We start from the raw sequence: 23,181 nt of genomic DNA on the forward strand, positions 1-23,181 counted from the left end.
TTGCGCGACCGATTCCTCGCGCCGCCGCAGGTGCCGGTCGAACAGCACCGCGAGCGTGAGGGCGAGCGCGCTGATCAGGAGCGCGGCCGTGCCTTCGATCGCGGCTTGCCGGCGCCAAGGCGCAAGCACCGTGGTCTTGTCTACCATGAGGCTCAAGGTCAGCGGATAACCGCGCAACGGCGTGTGGGCGGCGACCACGGGCCGGCCATCGAAGGGATTGCGCCGGATATGAAGGTCGCTCAGCTCCTCGGCGTTCGGGCCGGCTGCCGATACCTCGAGGAACGGCTTCGCAATCAGCTCTTCGCGCCAGGGATAGGCAGCGAGCAGCGTTCCGTTCCAGTCGAGCAGCACGACGGAGCCGTGGGCGCCGAGGTCGATCGAACGATAGGCGTCGGCGAGCGTGCGCAGGTCGAAAATCGCGGCGATGACGCCTCGGAACTTGCCTTCCGAGCCGATCATCGCGCGCGACAGCACGATGTGCCAGTTCGCGTTCGGCCCGAAACGATTCGGGGCGGATACGTGCATACCGATGGCCTTGCCGGACGCGTGCGCGGCGAGCGATTCGGTTCCGGCCAGGGTTCGCGGCAGCCGGCCCAGTTCGGCGCTCGATGCGGCAAGGGGCTCGCCGTGACGACTGTAGAGGCCGATCGCGGTGACCGATGCGAGCGCATTGGCGTGCGCACGCAAGACCCGGTCGTTGTGCCTGTTGTCGGCGCTGTGCGCGTTGAGCTCCTGCATCTGGCTCAAGCCCGCCTTGAGACCCAGATCGATGGTGTCGAGCGTCTGCGACAGCTGCTCCGACAAGGTGCGGCTCAAGTTGGTGATGTCGCGCTGCGCGTAGCGCAGCTCCTCGGCGCGCTCGTACCACAGCAGCAGCCCGGCGAACATCAGCACGAGCGCAGAGAACAGCGCGCCCGCAGCCAGTGCGATGCGCGCAGGGCGCAACGGACTCAAGGCTGAGAACGGGCGAAAGGGGAATATCCACCCTGCCCTCCGGAAGGAAGGCATGCGAGCTCCGCTATTGTGTGTGGGGCGCGGCAAGTTTGCCATAAGTAGAAAAAGCGCGTCGGGCAGGCAACGGCAGTCGCGCTGCGCTCAGCCGACGAGCGCCGACGCTTGCGTCAAGTTTCGCCGTTCCCGGTCGCAATAGACCCGGCCTCGCCGCGGCGCGCGCCAAAAGGTCTTTTTGCCACGCCGGCGCGCCGACGAGCCTTCGTAGCAGGAGGCGGATACCACCTCTGTTCACAGCCTGGATCGCGGCAGGGAGGCGGCCCGGACCAAGCCTCGGCAGGTCCGTTCGATCGAGGCGCGCCCGAACGCTGAGAGATTTGCATGAGTTTCAGTCGAGACGACGCAGTCCTGGTGGTCCATGCCGGCGGCAAGCAATGCGCGATCGACCTGCGCCAAGTGGCGGAGATTCGCGGCATCGAGTGCTGGATGTCACATCCTGGTTGCGCACCAGCGAGGCGAACCGAGCCGAGTGATGCGCTGGTCGCAGTCGCGCATCCAGTGCCAACTCAAGGTTGGCGCCGCGGGTGCCGCAATAGGGGTTGTCCGTGAGGGACGTCGGTGTCGTTCCTGTTTCCTGCAAGGTCAGTCAGATGAACAATGCGCAGCGCGTGGGCAATGTCTATTTCGCGCAGTTCGGCGGCGGCGGTGCGCCGCAGAGTGTACGCAACGCCGGATTCGAGCACACCATGGCCGAGATCCGGCGTGCAGTCGATTCGATTGGCGACGTGTCGCGCCTGATCGGCGATGACAACCGCAAGCTCGCCCGGCTGTGCAACGACAGCTCTCAGCGCATCTCCCAGGTGCTGGGCATCATCGAGGGCGTTGCGCTCGATTCCAACCTGGTCGCGCTCAATGCCGCGCTGGAAGCGAGCCGCGAAGATCAGGGCCGCTATGACATCGCGCTGGTGGCGGCCGAGATTCGCACCCTGCTCAACCGGAGCGAATCGGCCACCCGCGAGCTGCATGCACTGCTGAGCGATACGGTCCACAAGGTCGAAGCCGGCGCGCTGCTGGTGGAGGAGGTCGGGCTGACGCTGGCGCGCAGCGCCGGCGCCGTGCGCCAGGTCACCGAGATACTGACCGAGATCGGCTCCAGCCCGGAGCTGGCCGCCAACGCCGCCCTGCACGCCGACGCCGGCGCCGACTGACGCGCCGCAGGCTAGCCCGGGCTAGGCAGTCGATGCTACCCGCCGAGCAGCGGCCAGCGCCGCGCGAGTTCCTGTTCACGTTCGCCGATTTCGAGCGCGTGCGCCGGCTCATCCACGAGCGGGCAGGGATCGCCCTCGGTGACCATAAGCAGGAGATGGTCTACAGCCGTCTTGTCCGGCGCCTGCGTGCGCTGAAGCTCGAGTGCTTCCGCAGCTACCTCGATCTGGTGGAGGCCGATCGCGGCGCCGAGTGCAACGAATTCACCAACGCGCTCACCACCAACCTCACGGCATTCTTTCGCGAAGCGCACCATTTCGACCTGTTGCGCGAACGCCTGCGCACCTGGGCGCTCGGGCGGCGGGTCCGCATCTGGTGCGCCGCCTCGTCCACCGGAGAAGAGCCGTATTCGATCGCCATGACCATGGTCGAGGCGTTCTCTTCCTGGACGCCGCCGTGCGAGGTCATTGCGAGCGATGTGGACACGACGGCGCTGCGCAAGGCCGAGCAGGGCCTTTACGCCCTCGAACGCGTCAAGAAGCTCGACGCCGAGCGCCTTCGCCGCTACTTCGTGAAAGCGTCGCACGACGGCGCGCAACTGCGCATCCGGCCCGAGTTGCGCAGTCTCGTGAGCTTTCAGCGCGTGAACCTGCTGAGCGCGCAGTGGCCGCTGAACGTGCCGTGCGATGCGGTCTTTTGCCGTAACGTGCTCATCTACTTCGATCGAGCCACGCAGCGGCGCATCATCGAGCGCTTCCTGCCCCTGCTGCGCGCCGAGGGGCTGCTGTTCGTGGGCCATTCCGAGGGGCTTTTCCACTGCACCGATCTGTTCCGCTCGCTCGGGAGGACGGTCTACGCGCCGCTGGCGGGCCGGGCTGCGAGCGTCGAGCGCGGATGAGCGCATCGCTGCAGCGACTGCTCATCGTCGGGGCGTCCACCGGCGGGACGGATGCGATCAAGTCGCTGCTGTCGCAGCTGCCGGCGGACTGTCCGCCGGTCCTGATCGCGCAGCACATGCCGGAGATCTTCACCCGCTCGTTCGCACAGCGGCTGAACGCGGCGAGCGCGCTCGTCGTGCACGAGGCGCGGGGCGCGGAACGTGTCGCGCCGGGCCATGCCTATATCGCTCCCGGGCATTCGCACCTGACCCTGGTGCGCGATTGTTCCGGGTACTTCACCCGGCTTACGCCCGCGCCGGCGGTCAATCGCTACCGGCCTTCGGTGGACATGCTGTTCCACTCGGCGGCCAAGTGGGCGGGACAGGATGCGATCGCCGTGCTGCTCACGGGCATGGGCAAGGACGGGGCGGCGGGAATGGCGGCGCTCAAGCGCGCCGGCGCGATCACGATCGCCCAGGACGAGGGGAGCTGCGTCGTCTTCGGCATGCCCAAGGAAGCGATCGCTCTCGGTGTAGTGGACGAAGTGGTTGCACTGGCCGACATCCCCAAGCGCGTGCTCTGGTATGCCAACGGCGGCAAGCGGCCGAAAGCGACCATCAAGTCCGGCCAGGCACGGCCGTAAATTGGGCCATTGACGATCAGCGCGGACAAGAACATGCAGACCTTCGTTCTAACCGATGGCGGTGTGGCGAGAATTCAGCTGCGAGGCCGGTTCGATTTCGGCTCGCATCGCGAGTTCAAGACGAGCTATGAAGCGCCGCTTGGCGCCTCCGAGGTGAACGAGCTGCACATCGACATGGGCGGCGTCGAGTACCTCGACAGCTCGGCGCTGGGCATGCTGCTGATCCTGAAGGAGCGTGCCGGCGCCAGCAACAAGCGCATCGCCATCACGAACTGCCGCGGCGCGGTGAGGCAAGTGCTCGACATCGCGAACTTCAGCAAGCTGTTCCAGATCAAGTAACACCGTCTCGGTTTCCGACCGGCCACCGCGGCGCTGGTAATCCGAGCCTGGCCCTTTTTTCCTCGTCGGATCTCTCCCCGGCTCTCCCCTCCGCTCACACGGAGGCGGGTTGCGTTTCCCCTCCTCATGAGAGGAGGAGAAATATCGTCTGGGAATCAGGCGGCCAGCGCGAGCAGGCGGCTGCGGCGCTCGGCCGGCGCATCCTGGAACAGTGTCTCCATGTCGAGCACCAGGACCACCGAGCCATCGCCCGAGAGCGTGGCGCCGGCGATGCCCTTGGGCTTGACGCCTTCGAGCGGCTTGATGACGACGTCGTCGCGGCCGACGAAGCCGTCCACCGCCAAAACCAGGGTCGTGGCTGCGGTCTGCAGCAGCACGCCGTAGGCCGGCGCCGATACGGATGCCATGCCGAGCATGGACGCGAGCGAGCGCACCGGCAGCACTTCGTCGCGAATGACCACGCTCGCCTTGCCGCCGACCGACTGGATCTGCTGCGGGTCCAGACGCAGGATCTCGCGCACCATCGACAGCGGCAGTGCGAACGGCTGTTCGCCCAGGCGCACGACCAGCACGGGCAGGATCGCCAGCGTCAGGGGCAACGAGATCGAAATGGTCGTGCCCGTGCCCGGGGTCGACGAGATGTCGATGCGGCCGTTGAGCTTCTGGATGTTGGTCTTGACCACGTCCATGCCCACACCGCGCCCGGACACGCTCGAGACCTCGTCCTTGGTCGAGAACCCGGGCAGGAAGACGAGCTGCAGCGCCTGCCGATCGTCCATGGCGTGCACGGTCTCGGGATCGAGCAGCCCTTTCTCGATCGCCTTGCGGCGCAGGACTTCGGCACGGATGCCGCGCCCGTCGTCGCAGATCTGGATGGTGATGTGGTCGCCCGATTGCTGCGCGGACAGCACCACCGTGCCCTTCTCGGGCTTGCCAGCCGCACGCCGCTCCTGCGGCGGCTCCATGCCGTGATCCACGGCATTGCGCACCAGGTGCACCAGCGGGTCGGACAGCTCCTCGATCATGGTACGGTCGAGCTCGGTCTCCTCGCCGCTCAAGCGCAGATCCACCTCCTTGCCGAGCTGACGCGCCAGGTCGCGCATCAGGCGCGGATACTTCTGGAACAGGCGTCCCACCGGCTGCATGCGCGTTTTCATCACCGCGTTCTGCAGGTCGCCGACCAGCAGGTCGAGCTGGCCGATCGCTTCGTCCAGTGCGCGCATGGTGTGCGGTTCGGACTTGCCCGACATCAGCTCGGCGCGCAGGCACGTGAGCCGGTTCTTGGTCAGTCCGATCTCGCCGGAAAGATTGAGCACCTGGTCCAGGCGCGCCGTGTCGATGCGGATGGTTGCATCCTTGGCGATGACGACCTTGTCGCTCTCGCGCCGGCCGGCGCGCATGCCGTCGACCATCGGATCGTCCGTGCGCCGCCTGCCGTAGCTGGGATAGGCGGGCTGGGCTTCGGCGCTCGCGGCAGCGGTGGTGCCTGTGGTCGCGGCAGCGGTGTCTGTTGGCACCGCCGTAGTGTCTTTTGTCGCGGTGGCGCTGTCCATCGTCGCGGCTGCCGTTGCGACTGTAACTGCGGGCGCGGACGCCGATCGCGGTATTTCCACGACCGCGGCCACTGCGGGCGCCGGCTGGGGTGCCGTCGCGGACGCCGGGCTCGGCGTGCAGGCGAGGCTCGCGAGTAAGGCTTCCCAGTCGGGACCGGAGGATTTCGCCGCCGGCTTTTCGGTCTGTGACTGCGGCGGCACCGCTTCCGCGGCCTGCGCGGCAGCAGGCGTCGCGCGCTCGCCCTCGATTGCAGATTCGAGCGCCGCGAGCAGCTTGGCGGGTGCGGGTGCGGGCTGGCGTAGCGTCGCGAGGCTGTCGAACATCGTGCGCACTTCGGCCGTCGCGGCGAGGATCACGTCCATGAGCACCGGGTCGAGCGCGAGCTGTCCGTTGCGCAGCCGATCGAACAGGTTCTCGGTCAGGTGGCACAGCTTCACCAGCTCGGTGGCGCCGAGAAAGCCAGCTCCGCCCTTGATGGTGTGGAAGTTGCGGAACACCGCGTTCAGCAGCGCTGCCTCGTCGGGCGACTTTTCCAGGTCCACCAGCCGATTGTCGAGATCGGCAAGCAGCTCGTTCGCCTCGGTGAGAAAGTCCTGCAGCAGCTCTTCGTTGCCGGCAAAGTCGCTCATGGCTTGATTCCGTGCCTTCCTATGCTAGAAGCCCAGGCTCTCCAGCAGATCGTCCACCTGCGCCTGGGTATGGGCGACATCGCCGGCGCGATCCGGATTCACCACCGGGCCGTTCAGAAGTCCTTCCGATCCGGGCGGGCGCTGACCTTCGGGAGTGCTCTCGATCAGGAGCTTCAGCAGCTGTTGTTCGAAGTGGTGGGCGAGCTCATTGATGCGCTTGATCACCTGGCCGGTCAGGTCCTGGAAGTCCTGCGCCATCACGATTTCCATCAGCTGCGTGTTGGTGGCCTTGGTTTGCTCGGGCACGCCCTCGAGAAAGGCGACGGTCGAGCCGGCGAGCGACTTGAACTGCTCGACGTTCATTTCGCCGGCGTAGACCTTGCGCCAGTCGGCGGCGAGCTGCGTCGCGCTGCTGCTCATCTGGTCCTGCAAAGGGCGGGCGGCATCGGTGGCGTTGAGCACGCGCTCGGCGGCGCGCTCGGTCATGGTGGCGACGTAGGTCAGGCGTTCGCGCGCATCGGGGATCGAGGAGGCGGCCTGCTCCACCAGTCGGTCGTAGCCCAGGTCGCGCAGGCTTTCGTGCAACGTGCGCGTCAGCTGACCAAGCTTGGTGAGCAGCGCGCCGTCGCCGCCTTGCGATTGGACCGGCGCGTTCACAGGCGACGGCGCCAGGGGCGTTACGCTGGATTGCGAGGCGGCCTTCGCGGCCTGGGCATTCTTGTGCTCGGTGGCAATGCTGTCGAACAGTGCTTCCAGATCGTCCGAATCGTTGGCGAGAACGGCGCTCATGCCGCCGCCCCTTCGCGGTTCATCGTCTGGAAGATCTTCTTCAGTTTTTCGTCCAGTGTGACGGCCGTGAAGGGTTTCACCACGTAGCCGCTGGCGCCCGCCTGGGCGGCTGCGATGATGTTTTCCTTCTTTGCCTCCGCCGTGACCATCAGCACCGGCAGCGCCTTCAATTGATCGTCGGCGCGGATGTTGCGCAGCAGGTCGATGCCCGTCATGTTCGGCATGTTCCAGTCCGAGATCACGAAATCGAACCGCTCGTTGCGCAGCTTCTGCAGTGCGTCGACCCCGTCCTCGGCCTCGTCGACGTTGCCGAATCCGAGCTCTTTCAGAAGGTTGCGAATGATCCGGCGCATGGTCGCGAAATCGTCGACCACCAGGAATTTGAGATTGCTCTGTGCCATCGGGGGGATCCTTTCCGTTGCTATGAGGCGCAAGCCAGACTGGCGCTGGCGCGTGCGCGCAGCAGCGGGCGCAAGGTCGCGGCCAGGGCGATCGGTTCGAACTTCGTGATGTAGGCGTCCACATCCGCGCTGCGGCCGACGGCGCTGCTGCTGCGCGACGAGAGCGACGTGTGCATGACCACCGCAATGCCGGAGAAGCGCCGGTCGGCCTTGATGTTGCGGGCGAGGACGTAGCCGTCCATTTCCGGCATTTCGGCATCGGTGAGCACCAGGCGCACGCGCTCGTTCAGCGCAGTGCCTTCGGCTTGCGCCTGGCCGGCCATCGTCTGTAATTTCTCCCACGCCTCGCGCCCGTTGGTGGCCTGCTGATAGCGCACGCCGAGCTTGTCCAGCACGCTGGTGATCTCGCGCCGGGCGAGCGGCGAGTCGTCCACGAACAGCACGTTCAGGTCGTGGCCGTTTTCGATCGGCTCGATTTCCGGGATGGCCGGCTCGCCGAAGGAGGTGGCGAGCACCTGTTCGACATCGAGAATCGACACCAGGCGGCCGTCGGGCAGCCGCGTGATCGCCGTCACCATGCCGTCGGCGCCGGTCAGTGCCGGGTCGGGCGATTTCACCTGGTCCCAGGTGACGCGGGTGATGCGATCGACGCTGTCGACCAGGAAGCCCTGGCTGCGGCCGCAGAACTCGGCCACCATCAAGGTGCTGCAACGGCTTGCCGAGGTGGCCTCGACGCCGAGCACGCGCGCGAGGTCGATGACGGGAATGACGCTGCCGCGCAGCGAGATCACGCCCTGAACCCAGGCCGGCATATGCGGGGTGCGCGTGATCTTCGGGGTGAGGGTCACTTCGCGCACCTTGCACACGTTGATGCCGAAGATCTCGCCGCCGCCGAGCGAGAACAGCAGGATCTCCATGCAATTCGATCCGGCGAACTGCGTATGCTCGTCGACCGTATCGAGCAGGCCCCTGCCGGGGGTCGCGTTATTCGAGGTTTCGACTGATTGCATGAGGCGGTTCCTAGGCCAGCAAGCGGCTCAGCGTATCGGCCAGCCGTTGCGGTTCGAACTTGGACACGTATTCGTCGACGCCGACCGATTTGCCCATCTGGTGATTCGATTTGCCGGACAGCGACGAGTGCATGATCACCGGTATGCCGGAGAAGCGCTGGTCGTTCTTGATCTTGCGCGTGAGCATGTAGCCGTCCATTTCTGGCATTTCGACATCGGTCAGCACGACTTGCACGAAGTGGGTGATGGGCTTGCCGGTGCTGGCCGCGTGGTCCGCGATGCGCTCGAGCTCGTCCCACGCCTGGCGTCCGTTGTGCGCCTCGATCTGGCGCACGTCCATCGCCTGCAGCGTGTGGGTGATCTGGCGGCGCGCGATCGTCGAGTCGTCGGCGAACAACACCGTCCGGTCCGCTACGCCGAGCGGCACGATGTCGCGGTACATCAGGTCGGCTATCGAATGGTCGGTGGTATCGGCAAGCACGCGCTCCACGTCCATCATCATCACCAGACGCGCGTCGGGCAGCTCGGTCACGGCCGTGACCAGCCCTCCCGTCCGGTGCGTGAGCATCTCCGGGGGCACTCGCATGGCCGACCAGTCGATGCGCAGGATCGTATCGACCGCCTCGGCGAGGAAGCCCTGGGTGCAGCCGTTGTATTCGGTGACGATCATCACCTTGCCCGTGGCCTCGGTCGCGAGCTTCGCGTACTTGGCCAGATCGACCACCGGTACCAGCGTGCCGCGCAGGCTCACCATGCCTTCGACTGCCGGCGGCATGTCGGGGGCGCGCGTGATCGCCGGGGCCCGCATCACCTCGCGAACCTTGAAGACGTTGATGCCGAAGGTCTCCCTGCGTCCGGTCTCGGTATCGCGGCCGAGCGTGAACAACAGGATCTCCAGCTTGTTGGTCCCGGCGAGACGGGTGCGTCCATCGACGCTCTTGAGAAGTTCGGACATGGCGTTGCGTTTCCCGTGGCGCTGCATGTAATGGGACTGGAGAGGATCGCTGCTTCCGGATCCCCTGGCGGGAGAAGTATCGGCACGGCGCTTGCCGACCTTAACCCGGATGAAATCGTAATCGGGCGACCACGCGCTCAATCACTGCATTACGCAAAGCATTGGTTACGATTCGGGCCGGCCTGGTGAAATATCCGGGTTACCCCCCTGTTCGTGCGAATCCATCGCCACTGCCCGAGCCGGACGGCGCCGTCGCGGCTCAAGAATCGTCCGGCTGCGCCGATAGTGGGGCACGACAGGCACCCTGCACCGTGGCCAGGGCTTCAGCAATACTCTTGGAGGGACCCGCGTGACGATCTTTCGCAACATGACTCTGGGCATACGGCTGGGCATCGGCTTCGGCGTGGTGCTCGTTTCTCTTTGTGCCGTGTCGGTGCTCGGCGTGGCGGGCATGAGCCGCATCGGCGCGATGGCCGACCGCATCATCAACGAGGACTGGCGCAAGTCGCAGGCCGCGCATCGCGTGGCAGACGCGGCGCGCGCGACCTTCATCGTCGCGCTGCAGACGTTGCAGAAGACCGAGCAGACGCCCTTCACGATCTTGATCGAGCGGGATGCCGAGGCACGCAAGGCCATGGACCAGGCGATGGGCCAACTGGTGGTACTGGCCAAGGACGAAGCCGGCAAGGCGAGGCTCGACACGATGGAGAAGCAACGCAAGGCCTATGTCGAGGGCCTCGCCCAGGTCATGGAATTCGCCGAGACCGGAAAAGTCGTGCAGGGCGAGGCGGCCGTGCACCAGATGCTGCAGCCGCGCTTCTCGGCCTTGTCGAAGTCCGTTCGGGAATTGGTCGCCGCCAATACCGATCGGGTGGAGTCGAGCGGCGCCGAGCAGGTGGCCGCGATCGCACGGGCGCGCTGGACGATGCTCGCCCTGGGCGCATTGGCGACTGTCGTCGGCGCGTTGTTCGCCTGGTGGATCGTGCGCTCGCTCACCCGACCTCTGGCAGCGGCGGTTTCGGTTGCCCAGAGCATTTCCGAGGGCAGTCTCGACAGTGCGATCGAAGCGAAGAGCAAGGATGAAGTTGGCTTGCTGCTGCAGGCGCTGGCGAGGATGCAGGAAGAGCTGCGCAGCATGATCGGCGACGTGGCGCAAAGCGCCTCGGAAGTATCCGCTTCCGCAGGCGTATTGGCCGCCGGCGCCGGCGACAGCATCTCGCGGGCGCAGTCCCGCACCGAGGCGACCAGCTCGACCGCCGCGGCGATCGAGGAAATGACCGTCAGCATCGCCCAGGTCGCGGAGCATGCGCAGGAAGCCGCCGCCATTGCCGACAAGTCCAGTGCGCTCGCCCGCGAAGGCGAATCCATCGTGCGTGCGGCGAGCAGCGAAATGAACAGCATCGCGCAATCGGTGAAGCACGGCTCGCAGCTGGTCGAGACGCTCAATCGCCGCTCGGCCGAGATCAGCACCATCGTCAGGGTCATCAAGGACATCGCCGACCAGACCAACCTGCTCGCGCTGAACGCGGCGATCGAAGCCGCGCGCGCCGGTGAGCAGGGCCGCGGCTTCGCGGTGGTGGCCGACGAGGTGCGCAAGCTCGCGGAGCGCACCGGTTCGGCTACTTCCGAGATCGGCTCGATGATCGAGGCGATCCAGCGCGAGACCTCCAGCGTGGTGGAGACCATGCAGGCGGGCGGCGACAAGGTCGTTCAGGGCGTGAAGCTCGCCGACGAGGCCGCGGCCGCGCTGGAGAAGATCAACGCGCAGACGATGGAAGCGGTGCAAAGCGTCAACGCGATCGCTTCGGCCACCCGCGAGCAGCAGGCGGCGAGCAGCGACATCGCGCGCAACGTCGAGCGCATCGCACAGATGACCGAGGAAAGCGGCGCGGCTGCGCATCACAACGCGGATTCCGCAACGACCCTCGAGCGCCTTGCCAGCGGGCTGCAGAGCCGGGTTGCGCGCTTCAAGCTGTAGTGCTATTCCAGTCGCATGGCAGTCCGAGCCCGGACCGGTGGTCCGGGCTCGTGCGTTGTAGAAGGACGAGCAGTATGAATCGAGCGCCGGCTCGCGCAAGCGTTGGCAAGCGCCTTGCCGCGGCCCATATCGCGTGCCTTTGCGTCATCGCGATCGCCCTCGGGTGGGTGTCGATACGGTCCGCCCATGCGCAAACCTGGCGCGTGCAGGACCTGGTCGCGCAGACGATCGTGGCGGATGCGAACCAGCAGATCCCGCTGCAGGGGGTGAAGTCAGTCGAGCAGGCGCGGGTCGGCGATCTGCGCACCCTTCTGGACGTATACAAGAAGATAGAAAGCATCGCCGGCGTGCGGGCCGACTTGAGGATCGTGGCAAGCCGCACGGTCAATGCGCTCGCCATCGCCCGGCCGCCCACCGTGGTCGTCACGACCTCGATGCTGAACGTGATCGGCGACGACGAAGGATTGACCGCTGCACTGATCGGACACGAGCTTGCGCATATCTCGAAACGACATGGCTTCATTGCCGCGCAGAAAGCGCGGCAGCACGCTCGGGTGGGCGTTGCGGCAGGGCGCGAGGTGGCGGTCGAATCAGGCAGCGTTGCTAGCGGCGAGTTGGCGGCCCGACAGGTGTTTCTCGCGCTCGATTCGGCCTTCAGCCGACAGCAGGAAATCGAAGCCGATAAAGTCGGAACGGCGCTGCTGTCGCAGGCGAAGTTTCACCCGGATAGCACGCTGCGACTTTTCCGCACCATGATCGATCGCTTCGGCGCGCGCCCCACGGAATACCTCGATTCGCATCCTGGCCTGGAAGAACGCATCGTTTCGGCCGAGCCTGCCGTCATGGACGAGCACTTTCGGTTGCTCGCGGAACGATTGCACGAAGCACGCAACTGGCAGCGCCTGCTGCGCGCGACCGATTACTGGTTGCAGGCAAACGAGGGCGCAGCGCGCGCGTGGTACTACCGCGGGGTCAGCCTCGATGCGTTGGGGCGGCCCGGAGCGTTGCCCGCCTTCGAGCGAGCGGTGGCACTCGATCCACGCATCTCGCCGGCGCGGCTCGCCCTTTGCATCGAGTTGTTCCGCTCCGATCGGGCGCGCGAGAGCCTGTTGTGTTCGCAGCAGCTGGAGCAGATGGCCGACAAGGAGGCTTTCGGCGCGCAGACGTTTCAGCATCCGATTCATGTTCATGGCGTGCGCGGAACGCCTGCCGTGATCCAGGAGCGCATGAAGATCGTGCCGCATTGAAGATCCGGCAGTCACGCTGCCGGATCTCCTCGTAGCGGTGCCGCCCGACCCAGGCGCAACGATCGAGCGCCGGGTCGAATCGCCTCGTTCAGCCCTTGACCCGGGCGATGCGCAACACCTCGGGGACGCGGCGCAGGCTTCGCAGAATACGGGCCAGATGGTGGCGGTTACCGACCTGCAGCGTGAAGTGCATGGTGGTGTACTGGCTGCCGTCCTCCGGGTCCATCGCGACGTTCTCAATGTTCGAGCCCGCCTCCGCGATCGCCGCCGCGACCTTCGCCAGCACCCCACGCTGATTGGCGACCACGGTCTTGATGCTCACGTCGAACAGCTTCTTGGTCTCGGGCGACCACTCGATGTCCAGCAGCTTTTCGGGATCCAGCCGCATCTTGGCGAGCACCGGACAGTCGTGGGTGTGCACCACCATGCCGTGACCCTTGGTGATCATGCCGATGATGGGATCGCCCGGAATGGGGCGGCAGCACTTCGCCAGTTGCACGGCCATGCCCTCGGAGCCCCGGATCACCACCGGCCCGGAAGGCCTCAGGTCCACCGGCTCGCCGTCGGCGCCGCCTTGCGCGAGCAACTGGCGCGCGACCACCACCGCAAGCCGCTTGCCCAGACCGATGTCGGCGAGGATCTCGGTGGAGGACTTGGCGGCGGTTTCCTTCAGCATCTTTTCCCAGGGCGCTTCGCCGACCTCGGCCAGGCTCGTGTGCAATGCACCGAGCGCCTGGTTGAGCAGCCGTTCGCCGAGCTGGACCGACTCCTGGAAGCGCATCGTGCGCAGGAAGTGCCGGATGTGCGAGCGCGCTTTGCCGGTGACGACGTAGTTGAGCCAGGTGGGATTAGGCTTGGCGTGCGCCGCGGTGATGATCTCGACCCGGTCGCCGTTGCGCAGCTCCGAGCGCAACGGCATGAGATCGTCGTTGACCTTGACTGCCACGCAGCGGTTGCCGATGTCGGTATGTACCGCGTAGGCGAAGTCGACCGCGGTTGCCCCGCGCGGCAGCGTCATGATGCGGCCCTTGGGCGTGAAAACGTAGACCTCGTCCGGGAACAGATCGACTTTCAGATGCTCCAGGAACTCGACCGAGTCGCCCGATTCGGACTGGATCTCGATCAGGCTCTGCAGCCACTGGTGCGTTTTCTTCTGCAGCTCGGAGAGCGACGCATCCGAGCTCTTGTACAGCCAATGCGAAGCGACTCCGGCCTCGGCGATCTTGTGCATCTCCAGGGTGCGGACCTGCACCTCGATCGGCATGCCGAACGGACCGAACAAGGTCGTGTGCAGGGACTGGTAGCCGTTCGCTTTCGGGATGGCGATGTAGTCCTTGAACTTGCCCGGGATGGGCTTGTACAGCCCGTGCAGCATGCCGAGCGCGAGATAGCAGGTGGACACGTCCTTCACGATCACGCGCACGCCGTAGATGTCATGCACGTTGGCGAACGAAAGGTGCTTCTCGTGCATTTTGCTGTAGATGCTGTACAGGTTCTTCTCGCGCCCGGTGACGGTTGCCTCGATGCCCGCTTCGGAGAGCCGCCGCTCGATCGCGTCGCGGATCTTGCCGACCACCTCGCGCCGGTTTCCGCGCGCCGCACGCACCGCCTTCAGCAGCACCTGGTAGCGGCGTGGATAGAGATAGCGAAAGGAGAGATCCTCCAGCTCCTGGTAGATGCTGTTCAGTCCCAGGCGATTGGCGATCGGTGCGTATATCTCCAGCGTTTCGCGTGCGATGCGCCTGCGCTTGTCCTCGGGCAGGCCGTCGAGCGTGCGCATGTTGTGCAGCCGGTCGGCGAGCTTGATGAGCATGACGCGCACGTCGCGCGCCATGGCGAGCAGCATCTTGCGGAAATTCTCCGCCTGCGCGTCCTCGTGGGTCTGGAACTCGATCTTGTCGAGCTTCGATACCCCGTCGACCAGCTCCGCGACCGGTCTGCCGAAACGCTGGCTGATATCCGACTTGGAGACGTTGGTGTCCTCCATGACGTCGTGCAGCAGCGCGGCGGTCAGGGCTTGCGAATCGAGATGCCACTTCGCCAGGATGTTGGCGACGGCCAGCGGATGGGAGATGTAGGGTTCGCCCGAGCCGCGGAACTGCCCCTGGTGGGCCTGCTCGGAGAACTGGTAAGCCGATTCGAGTTGAGCGACGTCGTCCGGTTTGAGGTAACCGGACAGTTCCTGGAACAGCGTCGCGGCTTCAACCATCTAGCGCATTCGGCTCACCGGGCCCGGGACGGCGCCACGTGCCGTGCGCGACGCCCCGAAGCGGCCGGGGCGCGATCCTCAGGTCTGGGGCTTGTCCAGAATTTCGGCACCGTACTTGTGCTGTGCCAGCTCGCGCAGCGAAATGACGCTGGGCTTGTCGCGGTTGGCTTCCACCATGGGCGTCGAGCCCTGGGTGAGCTGGCGCGCGCGATAGGTTGCCGCCAGCGTGAGCTCGAAGCGATTCGGGATGATCCTCATGCAATCTTCGACGGTGATGCGAGCCATGGGGATTCTTTCTCTCAGTTTTGCGTCGGGCCGGATTGGACGGAAAGTTGCAGTGCGGTACGCAAACGCGCCGCGCGCACGATCGCGCACAGATCCTGCACGGCGGTAGCGAAGTCGTCGTTGATCATAACATAGTCGTATTCACAGGCATGGGCGATTTCCTCGCGCGCCGCCTGCAAACGGGCCGCGATCACCTCGGCGGCGTCCTGGCCGCGCAGCCGCAATCGTTGCTCCAGCGCCGCGATCGACGGCGGCAGCACGAATACTCCGATGCTGTCGGGGAAGCGCCGGCGCACCTGCGCCGCTCCTTGCCAATCGATCTCGAGCACGATGCTCGCTCCGGCCGCGAGCTGGCTGCGCACCCAGGGCTCGGACGTGCCATAGAAGTTGCCATGGACGAGGGCGCTTTCGAGCAATTCCCCGCGTTCGAGCATTTGTTCGAACTGAGCTCGCGTGACGAAGTGGTAATGCCTGCCCGGCTCTTCACCCGGCCGGGGCGCCCGGGTCGTATACGACACCGAAACTTCCACCTGCGCGTCTGCTTTGCACAGCGCGTGCACCAGGCTCGTCTTCCCGGCGCCCGATGGCGCGCTCACGATGAACAGCACACCGGGGCGACGGCGGGCGGCGTCGATTCGGTCGGATTCGGTCCGGGGAGCAGTCACTGGGCGGGGTCGATGCTGTCGGTGGCGGCAGTGTAGCGCATAGTGTCGTACCATCCGCCCGGGGGAAGGCATGAGCGATAACGCAACCGGGCAAACGAGCGAGCAGGCAAAATCCCGAGCCGGGGCAGGCGGCAACAACTTCTGGGCGATCCCGATCCTGCTCGCAGTGTGCGCGGCCCTGGTGGCGATGCCGGCGCCCGCCGGCCTGCCCGAAGCCGGCAAGCGCGTGATGGCGGTGGCGGTGCTCGCGATTGGCTTGTGGTGCACCGAGGCGTTGCCGGCCGGCGTGACCAGCCTGGTTCTCATCCTCGCGCTGGTGCTGACCGGCGCCGTGAGCGGTTTTCCCCAGGCGCTCGCAGGCTTTTCCGATCCGGTTGCGTACTTCCTCATCGGCGTGCTGACCATCGGGCTCGCCGTTTCCCGCAGCGGTCTGGCCGAACGGGTGGCGCGCTTCTTCCTGCGCCGCTCGCGCGGCAGCTCGCGCTCGTTCTATCTGCAGCTGCTGGCGGCCTTCCCGCTGCTCACGCTGATCCTGCCTTCGGCCACCACCCGCACCGGCATCCTGGTGCACGTCTACGAGCAGGCGCTGGAGATCGCCGGGGTGCCGCGGCGCGCACCGCTCGCGCGCGCGGTGATGATGGCGCTCAATTCCATCAATCGGCTGGCTTCCACGGTGCTGCTCACCGGCGGAATCACGCCGGTGGTGTCCGCCGCGCTCATCGGCGGCATCTACTGGAGCCAATGGCTGCTGCTCATGAGCGTGCCTTACATTGCATTGCTCCTCATCGGCTCGGCCTCGATCTATGTGCTCTATCGCGACGGCTTCGAAGAGCGCCTGCCGCCGCTGCCGGTCACCGCGCCCACGCCGCTTAGCGCTCGCGAGCGGCGCACCGTCGTCATCACCCTGTGCGCTTCCGCACTGTGGCTCACCGACGCGTTGCATCACTTTCATCCGGCGGTGCCGGCAGTGCTGGCCTGGACGCTCATTCTCACGCCCCGCATCGGAGTGCTGTCGTGGAGCGAGTTCGAGCGCGACATTGGCTGGACCAATCTCTTTGTCCTGGCCTCTTCGCTGTCGCTCGCCAAGGCGCTGGTCGCGAGCGGCGCAGCCGCCTGGATGGCCGGGTTGATCGTGGCCCAGGTGCCCGCGTTTCGCGATTCGCCGCTGCTGGTGATCGCCACGCTGCTCGTGTGCTCGGTGCCGCTGCGGCTGCTCATTCCCAACATCACCGGGTTTCTCGCCACCGCCATTCCGGTGGCGATGTCGATCGGTACGGCGGCTTCGGTCAATCCCATGCTGTGCGGGCTTGCGGTGATGATCGCGGGCGATGCCGTCCTGTACTATCCCGCCCAGAGCGCATCGTCACTGGCGGTGTACCAGCGTGGCTACCTGAGCGCCCCCGAGATCTTCCGTTTCGGTGTGTGGATGACGCTGATCGCCTTTGTCGTGGTGCTGGCGATTGCGATTCCGTACTGGACGGCGGTGGGCGAGCCGCTGCGCACCGGTTGAAGACAGGCGAGGGAACATGGCGACAGGAAAGAATGCGAACAAGGCCAGGAAGGGCGAAAACGGTCGCTGGCAAGGACATGACCGCGGGGCTCGACGCGATCGCTGCGGCCAATTGCCGCCGGATCCTCTCCGGCGGCATGGCGCGAACTCTGGCATTCGAGATCACGGCGCTCGCGCCGAGGAAGGTCGCGGCGCGGATGAGGTTGCTGCCACGGCACATGAATCACAACGGCCGGGTCAACGGTGGCGCCATCATGGCTTTCGCGGATCTGCTCGGTGCGCTCGGCGCGGCGATGCATCGCCCGGAAGGATACCGCGGCGGCACGCTGGAATCGAAGACCAACTTCTTCGCTTCCGGCACCGGAGAGGTCATCGTCGCGGTGTGTGTCCCATTGCACATCGGGCGTACGACATCGGTGTGGCAGACGACCGTCTCCGACACTGCGGGCCTGAAGATTGCAATGGTCACGCAAACGCAAATGGCGTTACCTGCGCGCGCGTGAATAGCGTGTAATCGCCATCTTGAAATCTGGGCTTCGTCGTACGGGATTTTACGAATTTGATCCCCTGCGAAACATCGTTCTAATAAGCGCGACGTTTCATGCGCGAGCGTTTCACGCGCGACCGTTTCAACTGAATCGATTCAATCAGGCAGCTATTCGTGATCGCCGATACCACCATGCGTCGCCTCCAGGCGTCGGTTACGCACACGGCACGCGCCGTTTGCGGCACGGCGCAGGAGGGCGCGCGTCTGGCGATGACCGACCGGATGCGCGACGGCTGCTGTCTGATCCCCGTGTGCGCCGCGCGCACACGGCTTGTTGCGCGGCCGCGCCCCCGCCGCTGCATGCGGCGCGCGCAGTGGCGCTCGATCGGCTGCCGCAGCCCGAGCTCGACGCCTTCGCGCAATTCCTGAGCGCAGCGTCACCCTGAGGAACGTGGCGGAGCCTGGCGCTTCGCTCACCCTCGTCGCCGGGCCGATCACCCTCACGGCCCTCTGAAATCCACCCGCGGTCGGATCGCGGAACAAGATAACCGTCCCCGGCGCAGCCGGGAAGAAACGTGGAATGTCGCAATGACAGGGACAACTGTTCGCTGCGAAGCGCCGCAGCCCGCATTGACACGCATCACGAAACCGGAGGTCTCGCACGGCGCGCAGATCCACCGGCTGGTGACCGCGTGCCAGCCGCTCGACCTCAATTCGCGCTACGCCTACCTGCTGCTGTGCGAGCACTTCGCCGGCACGTGCGCGCTGGCGCGCGTGGGCGATCAGGTGGTGGGTTTCGTCTCCGCCTATCGGCCGCCCGAGCGCGATGACACGATTTTCGTCTGGCAGGTTGCGGTCGATGCCAGCATCCGGGGCAAGGGCCTTGCCGCCTCGATGCTGCAAGAAATTCTCGGGCGCCCGCAAGTTCGAGGGTGCCGCTATCTCGAAACGACGGTATCCCCGTCCAACACGCCGTCGCGCAGGCTCTTCCACGGACTCGCCCACAGACTGAACGCGGCGCTGACCGAGTCCCCCCTTTTCGCACAGGACGCATTCGGCGAAGAGGAGGATCACGAATGCGAGGTGTTGATTCGCATCGGCCCGTTCCCGGGCAAATGAAAAGGAGGCAATTCGGCATGAACCTGAAGATCTTCAACCGGCTGGAATCCGAAGTGCGTGGCTACATCCGTACCTTCCCGACGCTGTTTGCGAAAGCGCGCGGGTCGCTGCTGATCGGCGAGGACGGAAGGCAGTACATCGATTTCTTCAGCGGTGCAGGCACGCTGAACTACGGTCATAACAATCCGCTGCTCAAGCAGCGCGTGGTCGACTACCTGGCCGAGGACGGTCTCGTGCACGGACTCGACATGGCGACCGTGGCGAAGAAGGACTTCCTCGAGACGTTCGAACGGGTGATCCTGCGCAACCGCGGCATGGCGTACAAGATCCAGTTTCCGGGGCCGACCGGGACCAACGCCGTGGAAGCGGCGCTCAAGCTCGCCCGCATGATCAAGGGCCGCGCCAACATCGTTTCCTTCACCAACGGCTTTCACGGCGTGACCGGCGGATCGCTCGCGGCCACGGGCAACTCGAAATTCCGCAATTCGGCCGGCATCGCGCTGGCCAATACGACCTTCATGCCCTACGACGGCTACATGGGTCCCGAGGTCGACACCCTGGACTACCTGGAGCGCATGCTCGCCGACGGCAGCAGCGGCGTCGACGCTCCGGCGGCGGCCATCGTCGAGACGGTGCAGGGCGAAGGCGGGGTGAACGTGGCGAGCGCGCGCTGGCTGCAGCGGCTGCAGGCCTTGTGCCGCCGCCACGATATGCTGCTGATCGTCGACGACATCCAGGTCGGCTGCGGGCGTGCGGGCTCGTTCTTCAGCTTCGAGCCGCTCGGCATATCGCCCGACATCGTCACGCTGTCGAAGTCGATCAGCGGCTTCGGCCTGCCGATGGCACTGGTGCTCATGAAGCCCGAGCTCGACGTGTGGAGCCCGGGGGCGCACAACGGAACCTTCCGCGGCAACAACCTCGCCTTCGTCACTGCGCAGGCGGCGCTTTCGCACTACTGGAGCGATAGCGACTTCGAGCAAACCATCCGGCGCAAGGCGGCCGTGGTCGAAGCGCGCTTGAACCAGATCGCCGCAAGCTATGACGAGGGCGAGCTGTCGGTGCGCGGCCGGGGTTTGATTCAGGGCCTGGTGGTGAACCGCGCGGGAATGGCGAACACGATCTCCGCCGAGGCGTTCCGCAACGGCCTCGTGATCGAGACCTCCGGCGCCTCGGACCAGGTGCTGAAGCTTCTGCCTCCGCTCACGATCCAGGAGTCGCGCCTGCGCGAGGGCCTGGACATCCTCGAGCACAGCGTTGCCGCGGGCCTCGGCGTGGCGCGGGCGGAAGCGAACAAGGTCGCATTCGTCCATTTCGGAGGCGTTCGATGATCGTAAGGCAAATCGACGAGCTGGCGGGCTCGCCGCAGGAAGTCGTCACGCCCAACTGGACCAGCCGCCGCCTGCTGCTCAAGCGCGACGGCATGGGTTTTTCGATGCACGAGACGGTCATCCAAGCGGGCACGCAAACCTACATCTGGTACAAGCATCATCTCGAGGCCGTGTTGTGCATCGAAGGCGAGGGCGAGGTGGAAGTGCTGCCCGAGGGGCGCATTTATCCCATCGCCCCCGGCACGCTGTACGCGCTCGATCAGCACGATCGGCACTATTTGCGTGCACGCACCTGCTTGCGTCTGGTGTGCGTATTCAATCCGCCGCTGACCGGGCGCGAAGTGCACGACGAAGAAGGCGTCTATCCGCTGGTCGAGGAACAGGCAGCCGGCTGAAGGCACGCGCGGCGCGCGGTGCTTCGACGCTGGGTCCCGGCAGCGGAGCATTTCGCGCCAGCAGCCCGCAACGCGCGGCACCCGAAGAGGAGCGAGCAAAGCATGAATTCGGTCATCGATGCCTATGCATCGCGCAACGAACCCGTCGCGGCTATGCGGCCGCGACGCGATCCGGTGGTTTACGGCCGGGCCGGCGAGCCCGGGCTCGCCGAGCATCAGCTCAAGAGCTATCAGAAGAAAGGCTTCGTCTTCCTGAGAAGCTTTTTTTCCCCGCACGAGGTTGCCGTTTTTCTGGCCGAGGCCCGGTGCCTGGCGGCCGACCCCGGAATACGGGAGCGCGAAGAGGCGATTGCGGAACCGGGCAGCGACGAGATCCGCTCGGTGTTCGATGCGCACCGGCTGCACCCGCTGTTCGACCGCGTCGCGCGCGATCCTCGGCTGGTGGCGAGCGCGCAGTCGATTCTCGGCGAGGGCGTCTACGTGCATCAGTCGAGGCTGAATCTGAAGCCGGGCTTCGTCGGCAAGGAATTCTACTGGCACTCCGACTTCGAGACCTGGCACGTGGAAGACGGCATGCCGCGCATGCGCGCATTGAGCTGCACGGTGCTGCTGACGGACAATAACGAGTTCAACGGGCCGCTGTTCATCGTGCCCGGCTCCCACATGCATTACGTGACGTGCGTGGGCGAGACGCCCGAGGACCATTACAAGATGTCGCTCAAGAAGCAGGAAGTCGGCGTGCCCGATCCCGAAAGCCTCGCGCAGCTGGTCGAGCGCGGCGGAATCCAGTCGATGAAAGGGCCGGCGGGATCGGTGATCCTGTTCGACTGCAACGCGATGCACGGTTCGAGCAGCAACATCTCGCCGTATCCGCGCAGCAATCTGTTCATGGTCTACAACAGCGTCGAGAACCGGCTCTGCCCGCCGCCGTCCGGTATCAAGCCCCGGCCCGAGTTCATTGCCGCGCGCCGGCACGTCGCGCCGCTCGAACCGGCTCGCGGCGACTACCTGCAGTGGCGTTAGACCGGTCGTGAGACGCACGGTCGGCGCGTAATCCGGGTGAGCCCGGTCGCCGCGCTCGTCCTCGTCGCGCCGATCCCGTCGTGCGACTGCGGGGCGTACGCAAGCGCTACGGCGCGCACGAAGTGGCCATGAGCTATCTCGCATGCTGATCGTCACTCACCACATGAAGTTCGCGCGCAGCTCCGATCGCGTCCTCTTCTTCGATGCCGGAGTCATCGTGGAGGATGCAACGCCGCAGACGATCTTCGAGTCGCCGCGCGACGAGCGCGTGCGGCGGTTCGTGGCGGCGGTGTCCGAGGTCGAGGAAGGCGCTTGGGCGCGCTGATCTACCCGCTGCTGTCGCTGCTCGTCGGGATCGGACTGCTGCTGGTCGGGATCGGGCTGCTGTTCCCGGTGCTCGGCTTGCGGGCCGCGGTGGCCGAGTTTCCGGTGTGGGTCACGGGGCTCGTCATGTCGGCGTATTTCGCCGGTTTCGTGCTGGGCACCTACCTGTGTCCCGCCCTCATCCGCAGGGTGGGTTACATCCGCGCGTTCGCTGCGATGGCTTCCATCGCTTCCACCATGCCGCTTCTGCATGCGCTGTTCGTCGACCCGTGGGCCTGGGGGGCGCTGCGCCTTCTGACCGGGATGTGCATCGTCGGCCTCTACATGGTCATCGAAAGCTGGCTCAACTCGCTCGCGCCGAACAACCAGCGCGGAAAGATCTTCGCCGCCTACATGGCCACTACGCATATCGCCATGGCGCTCGGGCAGGCACTGATCCTGGTCGGCGACCGCCTCGGCTTCGTTCCGTTCGCGCTCGCCTCGGTGCTGCTTTCGCTCGCGCTGGTGCCGGTGACGCTCACCCGGGTGCTGGAGCCGAAGCCGGTGGCCGCGCCGCGGCTGGGCTTGCGCAATCTCTACCAGACCTCACCGCTCGGGGTCGTGGGCGCGACGGTGTCGGGTCTCGTCAATGGAGCGTTCTTCGGCATGGGGGCCGTATACGCGCATCGCGTGGGCATGTCCGACCAAGGGATCGCCGCCTTCATGGGTGCAACCATCATCGGCGGCGCGGCTCTGCAGTGGCCGATCGGTCACTATTCGGACAACCGCGACCGGCGCAGGGTGCTGATGCAGGTGTGCGTGATCGCCGGGTCGCTGGCGGGAGTGGGTGTCCTGGCTTCGTACTGGTCCGAAGGCGTACTGATCGCGCTCGGTTTCGTGTACGGCGGTTTCGTGTTCACGCTTTACGGCCTGAGCGTTGCGCACGTCAACGACCGGATCGACTCCGCCCGCCTGCTCGAGGTGACCGGCGGCCTGCTCCTTCTGTATGGGATCGGCGCTGCAATCGGGCCGACCGCGGCCGGCGTCATCATGGATACGCTCGGCCCGGGAAGCCTCATGACCTATTTCGCCGCGCTGCTCATCGCGGCGGCGGTTTTCGCCGCGCACCGCATGCGCCTGACGCCGCCGCTGCCCGCGGAGGCGCAAAGCAACTACGTGTCGGTCACCGGCGGCTCGCAGGCGGTGCTGCAACTCGACCCGCGCCTCGAGCCGGGATCGGGAGACGCGTCCGCGCGGCCGGGAGCCTGAGCCGAGCC

The 23,181-nt window shown here is 65.8% G+C and carries 23 protein-coding genes; 14 read left to right on the plus strand and 9 right to left on the minus strand.

The window, feature by feature from the left end:
• A partial coding sequence (locus GEV05_17670) for a hypothetical protein (protein ID MPZ45184.1) occupies nt 1–1,050 on the minus strand: 1,050 nt, incomplete at its 3' end.
• A 551-nt stretch (nt 1,051–1,601) separates the two neighbouring features.
• Here GEV05_17670 and GEV05_17675 point away from each other — a divergent pair.
• From GEV05_17675 to GEV05_17690, 4 genes are read left to right on the plus strand one after another with little or no spacing between them, the layout of a single operon-like run.
• Nucleotides 1,602–2,159, plus strand: coding sequence for a hypothetical protein (locus tag GEV05_17675; GenBank protein MPZ45185.1), 558 nt, complete (start codon nt 1,602–1,604; stop codon nt 2,157–2,159).
• 32 nt (nt 2,160–2,191) lie between these two features.
• Complete coding sequence (locus tag GEV05_17680) at nt 2,192–3,055, plus strand: chemotaxis protein CheR (GenBank protein ID MPZ45186.1); 864 nt, start codon at nt 2,192–2,194, stop codon at nt 3,053–3,055.
• Nucleotides 3,052–3,678: a hypothetical protein gene (locus tag GEV05_17685; protein MPZ45187.1), complete on the plus strand. Its 627-nt coding sequence runs from the start codon at nt 3,052–3,054 to the stop codon at nt 3,676–3,678. The genes GEV05_17680 and GEV05_17685 overlap by 4 nt, the downstream gene beginning before the upstream one ends.
• A gap of 33 nt (nt 3,679–3,711) precedes the next feature.
• A complete protein-coding gene (locus GEV05_17690) occupies nt 3,712–4,017 on the plus strand; it encodes an STAS domain-containing protein (GenBank protein ID MPZ45188.1) in 306 nt (101 codons plus the stop codon).
• A 155-nt stretch (nt 4,018–4,172) separates the two neighbouring features.
• Here GEV05_17690 and GEV05_17695 read toward each other — a convergent pair whose 3' ends face one another.
• From GEV05_17695 to GEV05_17715, 5 genes are read right to left on the minus strand one after another with little or no spacing between them, the layout of a single operon-like run.
• A complete protein-coding gene (locus GEV05_17695) occupies nt 4,173–6,200 on the minus strand; it encodes a chemotaxis protein CheA (protein MPZ45189.1) in 2,028 nt (675 codons plus the stop codon).
• Nucleotides 6,201–6,224: 24 nt separating this feature from the next.
• On the minus strand, nt 6,225–6,989 hold the full coding sequence (gene cheZ, locus GEV05_17700) for a protein phosphatase CheZ (GenBank protein ID MPZ45190.1): 765 nt from the start codon (nt 6,987–6,989) through the stop codon (nt 6,225–6,227).
• Complete coding sequence (gene cheY, locus GEV05_17705; protein MPZ45191.1) at nt 6,986–7,390, minus strand: chemotaxis protein CheY; 405 nt, start codon at nt 7,388–7,390, stop codon at nt 6,986–6,988. Before cheY ends, cheZ begins: the two co-directional genes overlap by 4 nt.
• Nucleotides 7,391–7,410: 20 nt before the next feature.
• The gene (locus GEV05_17710; GenBank protein MPZ45192.1) at nt 7,411–8,400 is read right to left on the minus strand and encodes a response regulator; all 990 of its coding nucleotides are present in this window, start codon (nt 8,398–8,400) and stop codon (nt 7,411–7,413) included.
• Between the two features lie 10 nt (nt 8,401–8,410).
• Nucleotides 8,411–9,355, minus strand: a complete 945-nt coding sequence (locus tag GEV05_17715) for a response regulator (protein ID MPZ45193.1) — start codon at nt 9,353–9,355, stop codon at nt 8,411–8,413.
• 349 nt (nt 9,356–9,704) lie between these two features.
• Here GEV05_17715 and GEV05_17720 point away from each other — a divergent pair, with 349 nt between their 5' ends.
• Together GEV05_17720 and GEV05_17725 are read left to right on the plus strand one after the other, a co-directional pair.
• Nucleotides 9,705–11,333, plus strand: coding sequence for a HAMP domain-containing protein (locus tag GEV05_17720; GenBank protein ID MPZ45194.1), 1,629 nt, complete (start codon nt 9,705–9,707; stop codon nt 11,331–11,333).
• 74 nt (nt 11,334–11,407) lie between these two features.
• Complete coding sequence (locus GEV05_17725) at nt 11,408–12,580, plus strand: M48 family metalloprotease (protein MPZ45195.1); 1,173 nt, start codon at nt 11,408–11,410, stop codon at nt 12,578–12,580.
• A gap of 88 nt (nt 12,581–12,668) precedes the next feature.
• On the opposite strand, the gene GEV05_17730 is transcribed toward GEV05_17725, so the two are convergent.
• From GEV05_17730 to GEV05_17740, 3 genes are all read right to left on the minus strand, one after another.
• A complete protein-coding gene (locus GEV05_17730) occupies nt 12,669–14,789 on the minus strand; it encodes a RelA/SpoT family protein (GenBank protein MPZ45196.1) in 2,121 nt (706 codons plus the stop codon).
• A 78-nt stretch (nt 14,790–14,867) separates the two neighbouring features.
• On the minus strand, nt 14,868–15,074 hold the full coding sequence (locus tag GEV05_17735) for a DNA-directed RNA polymerase subunit omega (GenBank protein ID MPZ45197.1): 207 nt from the start codon (nt 15,072–15,074) through the stop codon (nt 14,868–14,870).
• 14 nt (nt 15,075–15,088) lie between these two features.
• Entirely contained in the window at nt 15,089–15,793 is a 705-nt protein-coding gene (locus tag GEV05_17740; GenBank protein ID MPZ45198.1) for a guanylate kinase, read from the minus strand.
• 16 nt (nt 15,794–15,809) lie between these two features.
• Between GEV05_17740 and GEV05_17745 the strand changes: the two genes are divergently transcribed.
• From GEV05_17745 to GEV05_17780, 8 genes are all read left to right on the plus strand, one after another.
• Nucleotides 15,810–17,249: a hypothetical protein gene (locus GEV05_17745; protein MPZ45199.1), complete on the plus strand. Its 1,440-nt coding sequence runs from the start codon at nt 15,810–15,812 to the stop codon at nt 17,247–17,249.
• A gap of 32 nt (nt 17,250–17,281) precedes the next feature.
• Nucleotides 17,282–17,752 carry a hotdog fold thioesterase gene (locus tag GEV05_17750; protein MPZ45200.1) on the plus strand — a complete coding sequence of 157 codons (471 nt, stop codon included), beginning with the start codon at nt 17,282–17,284 and terminating at the stop codon, nt 17,750–17,752.
• Nucleotides 17,753–18,375: 623 nt separating this feature from the next.
• Nucleotides 18,376–18,855, plus strand: a complete 480-nt coding sequence (gene ectA / locus GEV05_17755; protein MPZ45201.1) for a diaminobutyrate acetyltransferase — start codon at nt 18,376–18,378, stop codon at nt 18,853–18,855.
• Between the two features lie 17 nt (nt 18,856–18,872).
• Entirely contained in the window at nt 18,873–20,183 is a 1,311-nt protein-coding gene (gene ectB / locus GEV05_17760) for a diaminobutyrate--2-oxoglutarate transaminase (GenBank protein ID MPZ45202.1), read from the plus strand.
• Nucleotides 20,180–20,578 carry an L-ectoine synthase gene (gene ectC / locus GEV05_17765; protein MPZ45203.1) on the plus strand — a complete coding sequence of 133 codons (399 nt, stop codon included), beginning with the start codon at nt 20,180–20,182 and terminating at the stop codon, nt 20,576–20,578. The genes ectB and ectC overlap by 4 nt, the downstream gene beginning before the upstream one ends.
• Before the next feature lie 102 nt (nt 20,579–20,680).
• Complete coding sequence (gene thpD, locus GEV05_17770) at nt 20,681–21,601, plus strand: ectoine hydroxylase (protein ID MPZ45204.1); 921 nt, start codon at nt 20,681–20,683, stop codon at nt 21,599–21,601.
• Between the two features lie 142 nt (nt 21,602–21,743).
• On the plus strand, nt 21,744–21,926 hold the full coding sequence (locus GEV05_17775; GenBank protein MPZ45205.1) for a hypothetical protein: 183 nt from the start codon (nt 21,744–21,746) through the stop codon (nt 21,924–21,926).
• Nucleotides 21,914–23,173 carry an MFS transporter gene (locus tag GEV05_17780; protein ID MPZ45206.1) on the plus strand — a complete coding sequence of 420 codons (1,260 nt, stop codon included), beginning with the start codon at nt 21,914–21,916 and terminating at the stop codon, nt 23,171–23,173. The genes GEV05_17775 and GEV05_17780 overlap by 13 nt, the downstream gene beginning before the upstream one ends.
• The last annotated feature ends 8 nt before the right edge of the window (nt 23,174–23,181 follow it).

The organism is Betaproteobacteria bacterium (assembly GCA_009377585.1).
In the GTDB taxonomy this organism is placed as follows: Bacteria; Pseudomonadota; Gammaproteobacteria; order Burkholderiales; family WYBJ01; genus WYBJ01.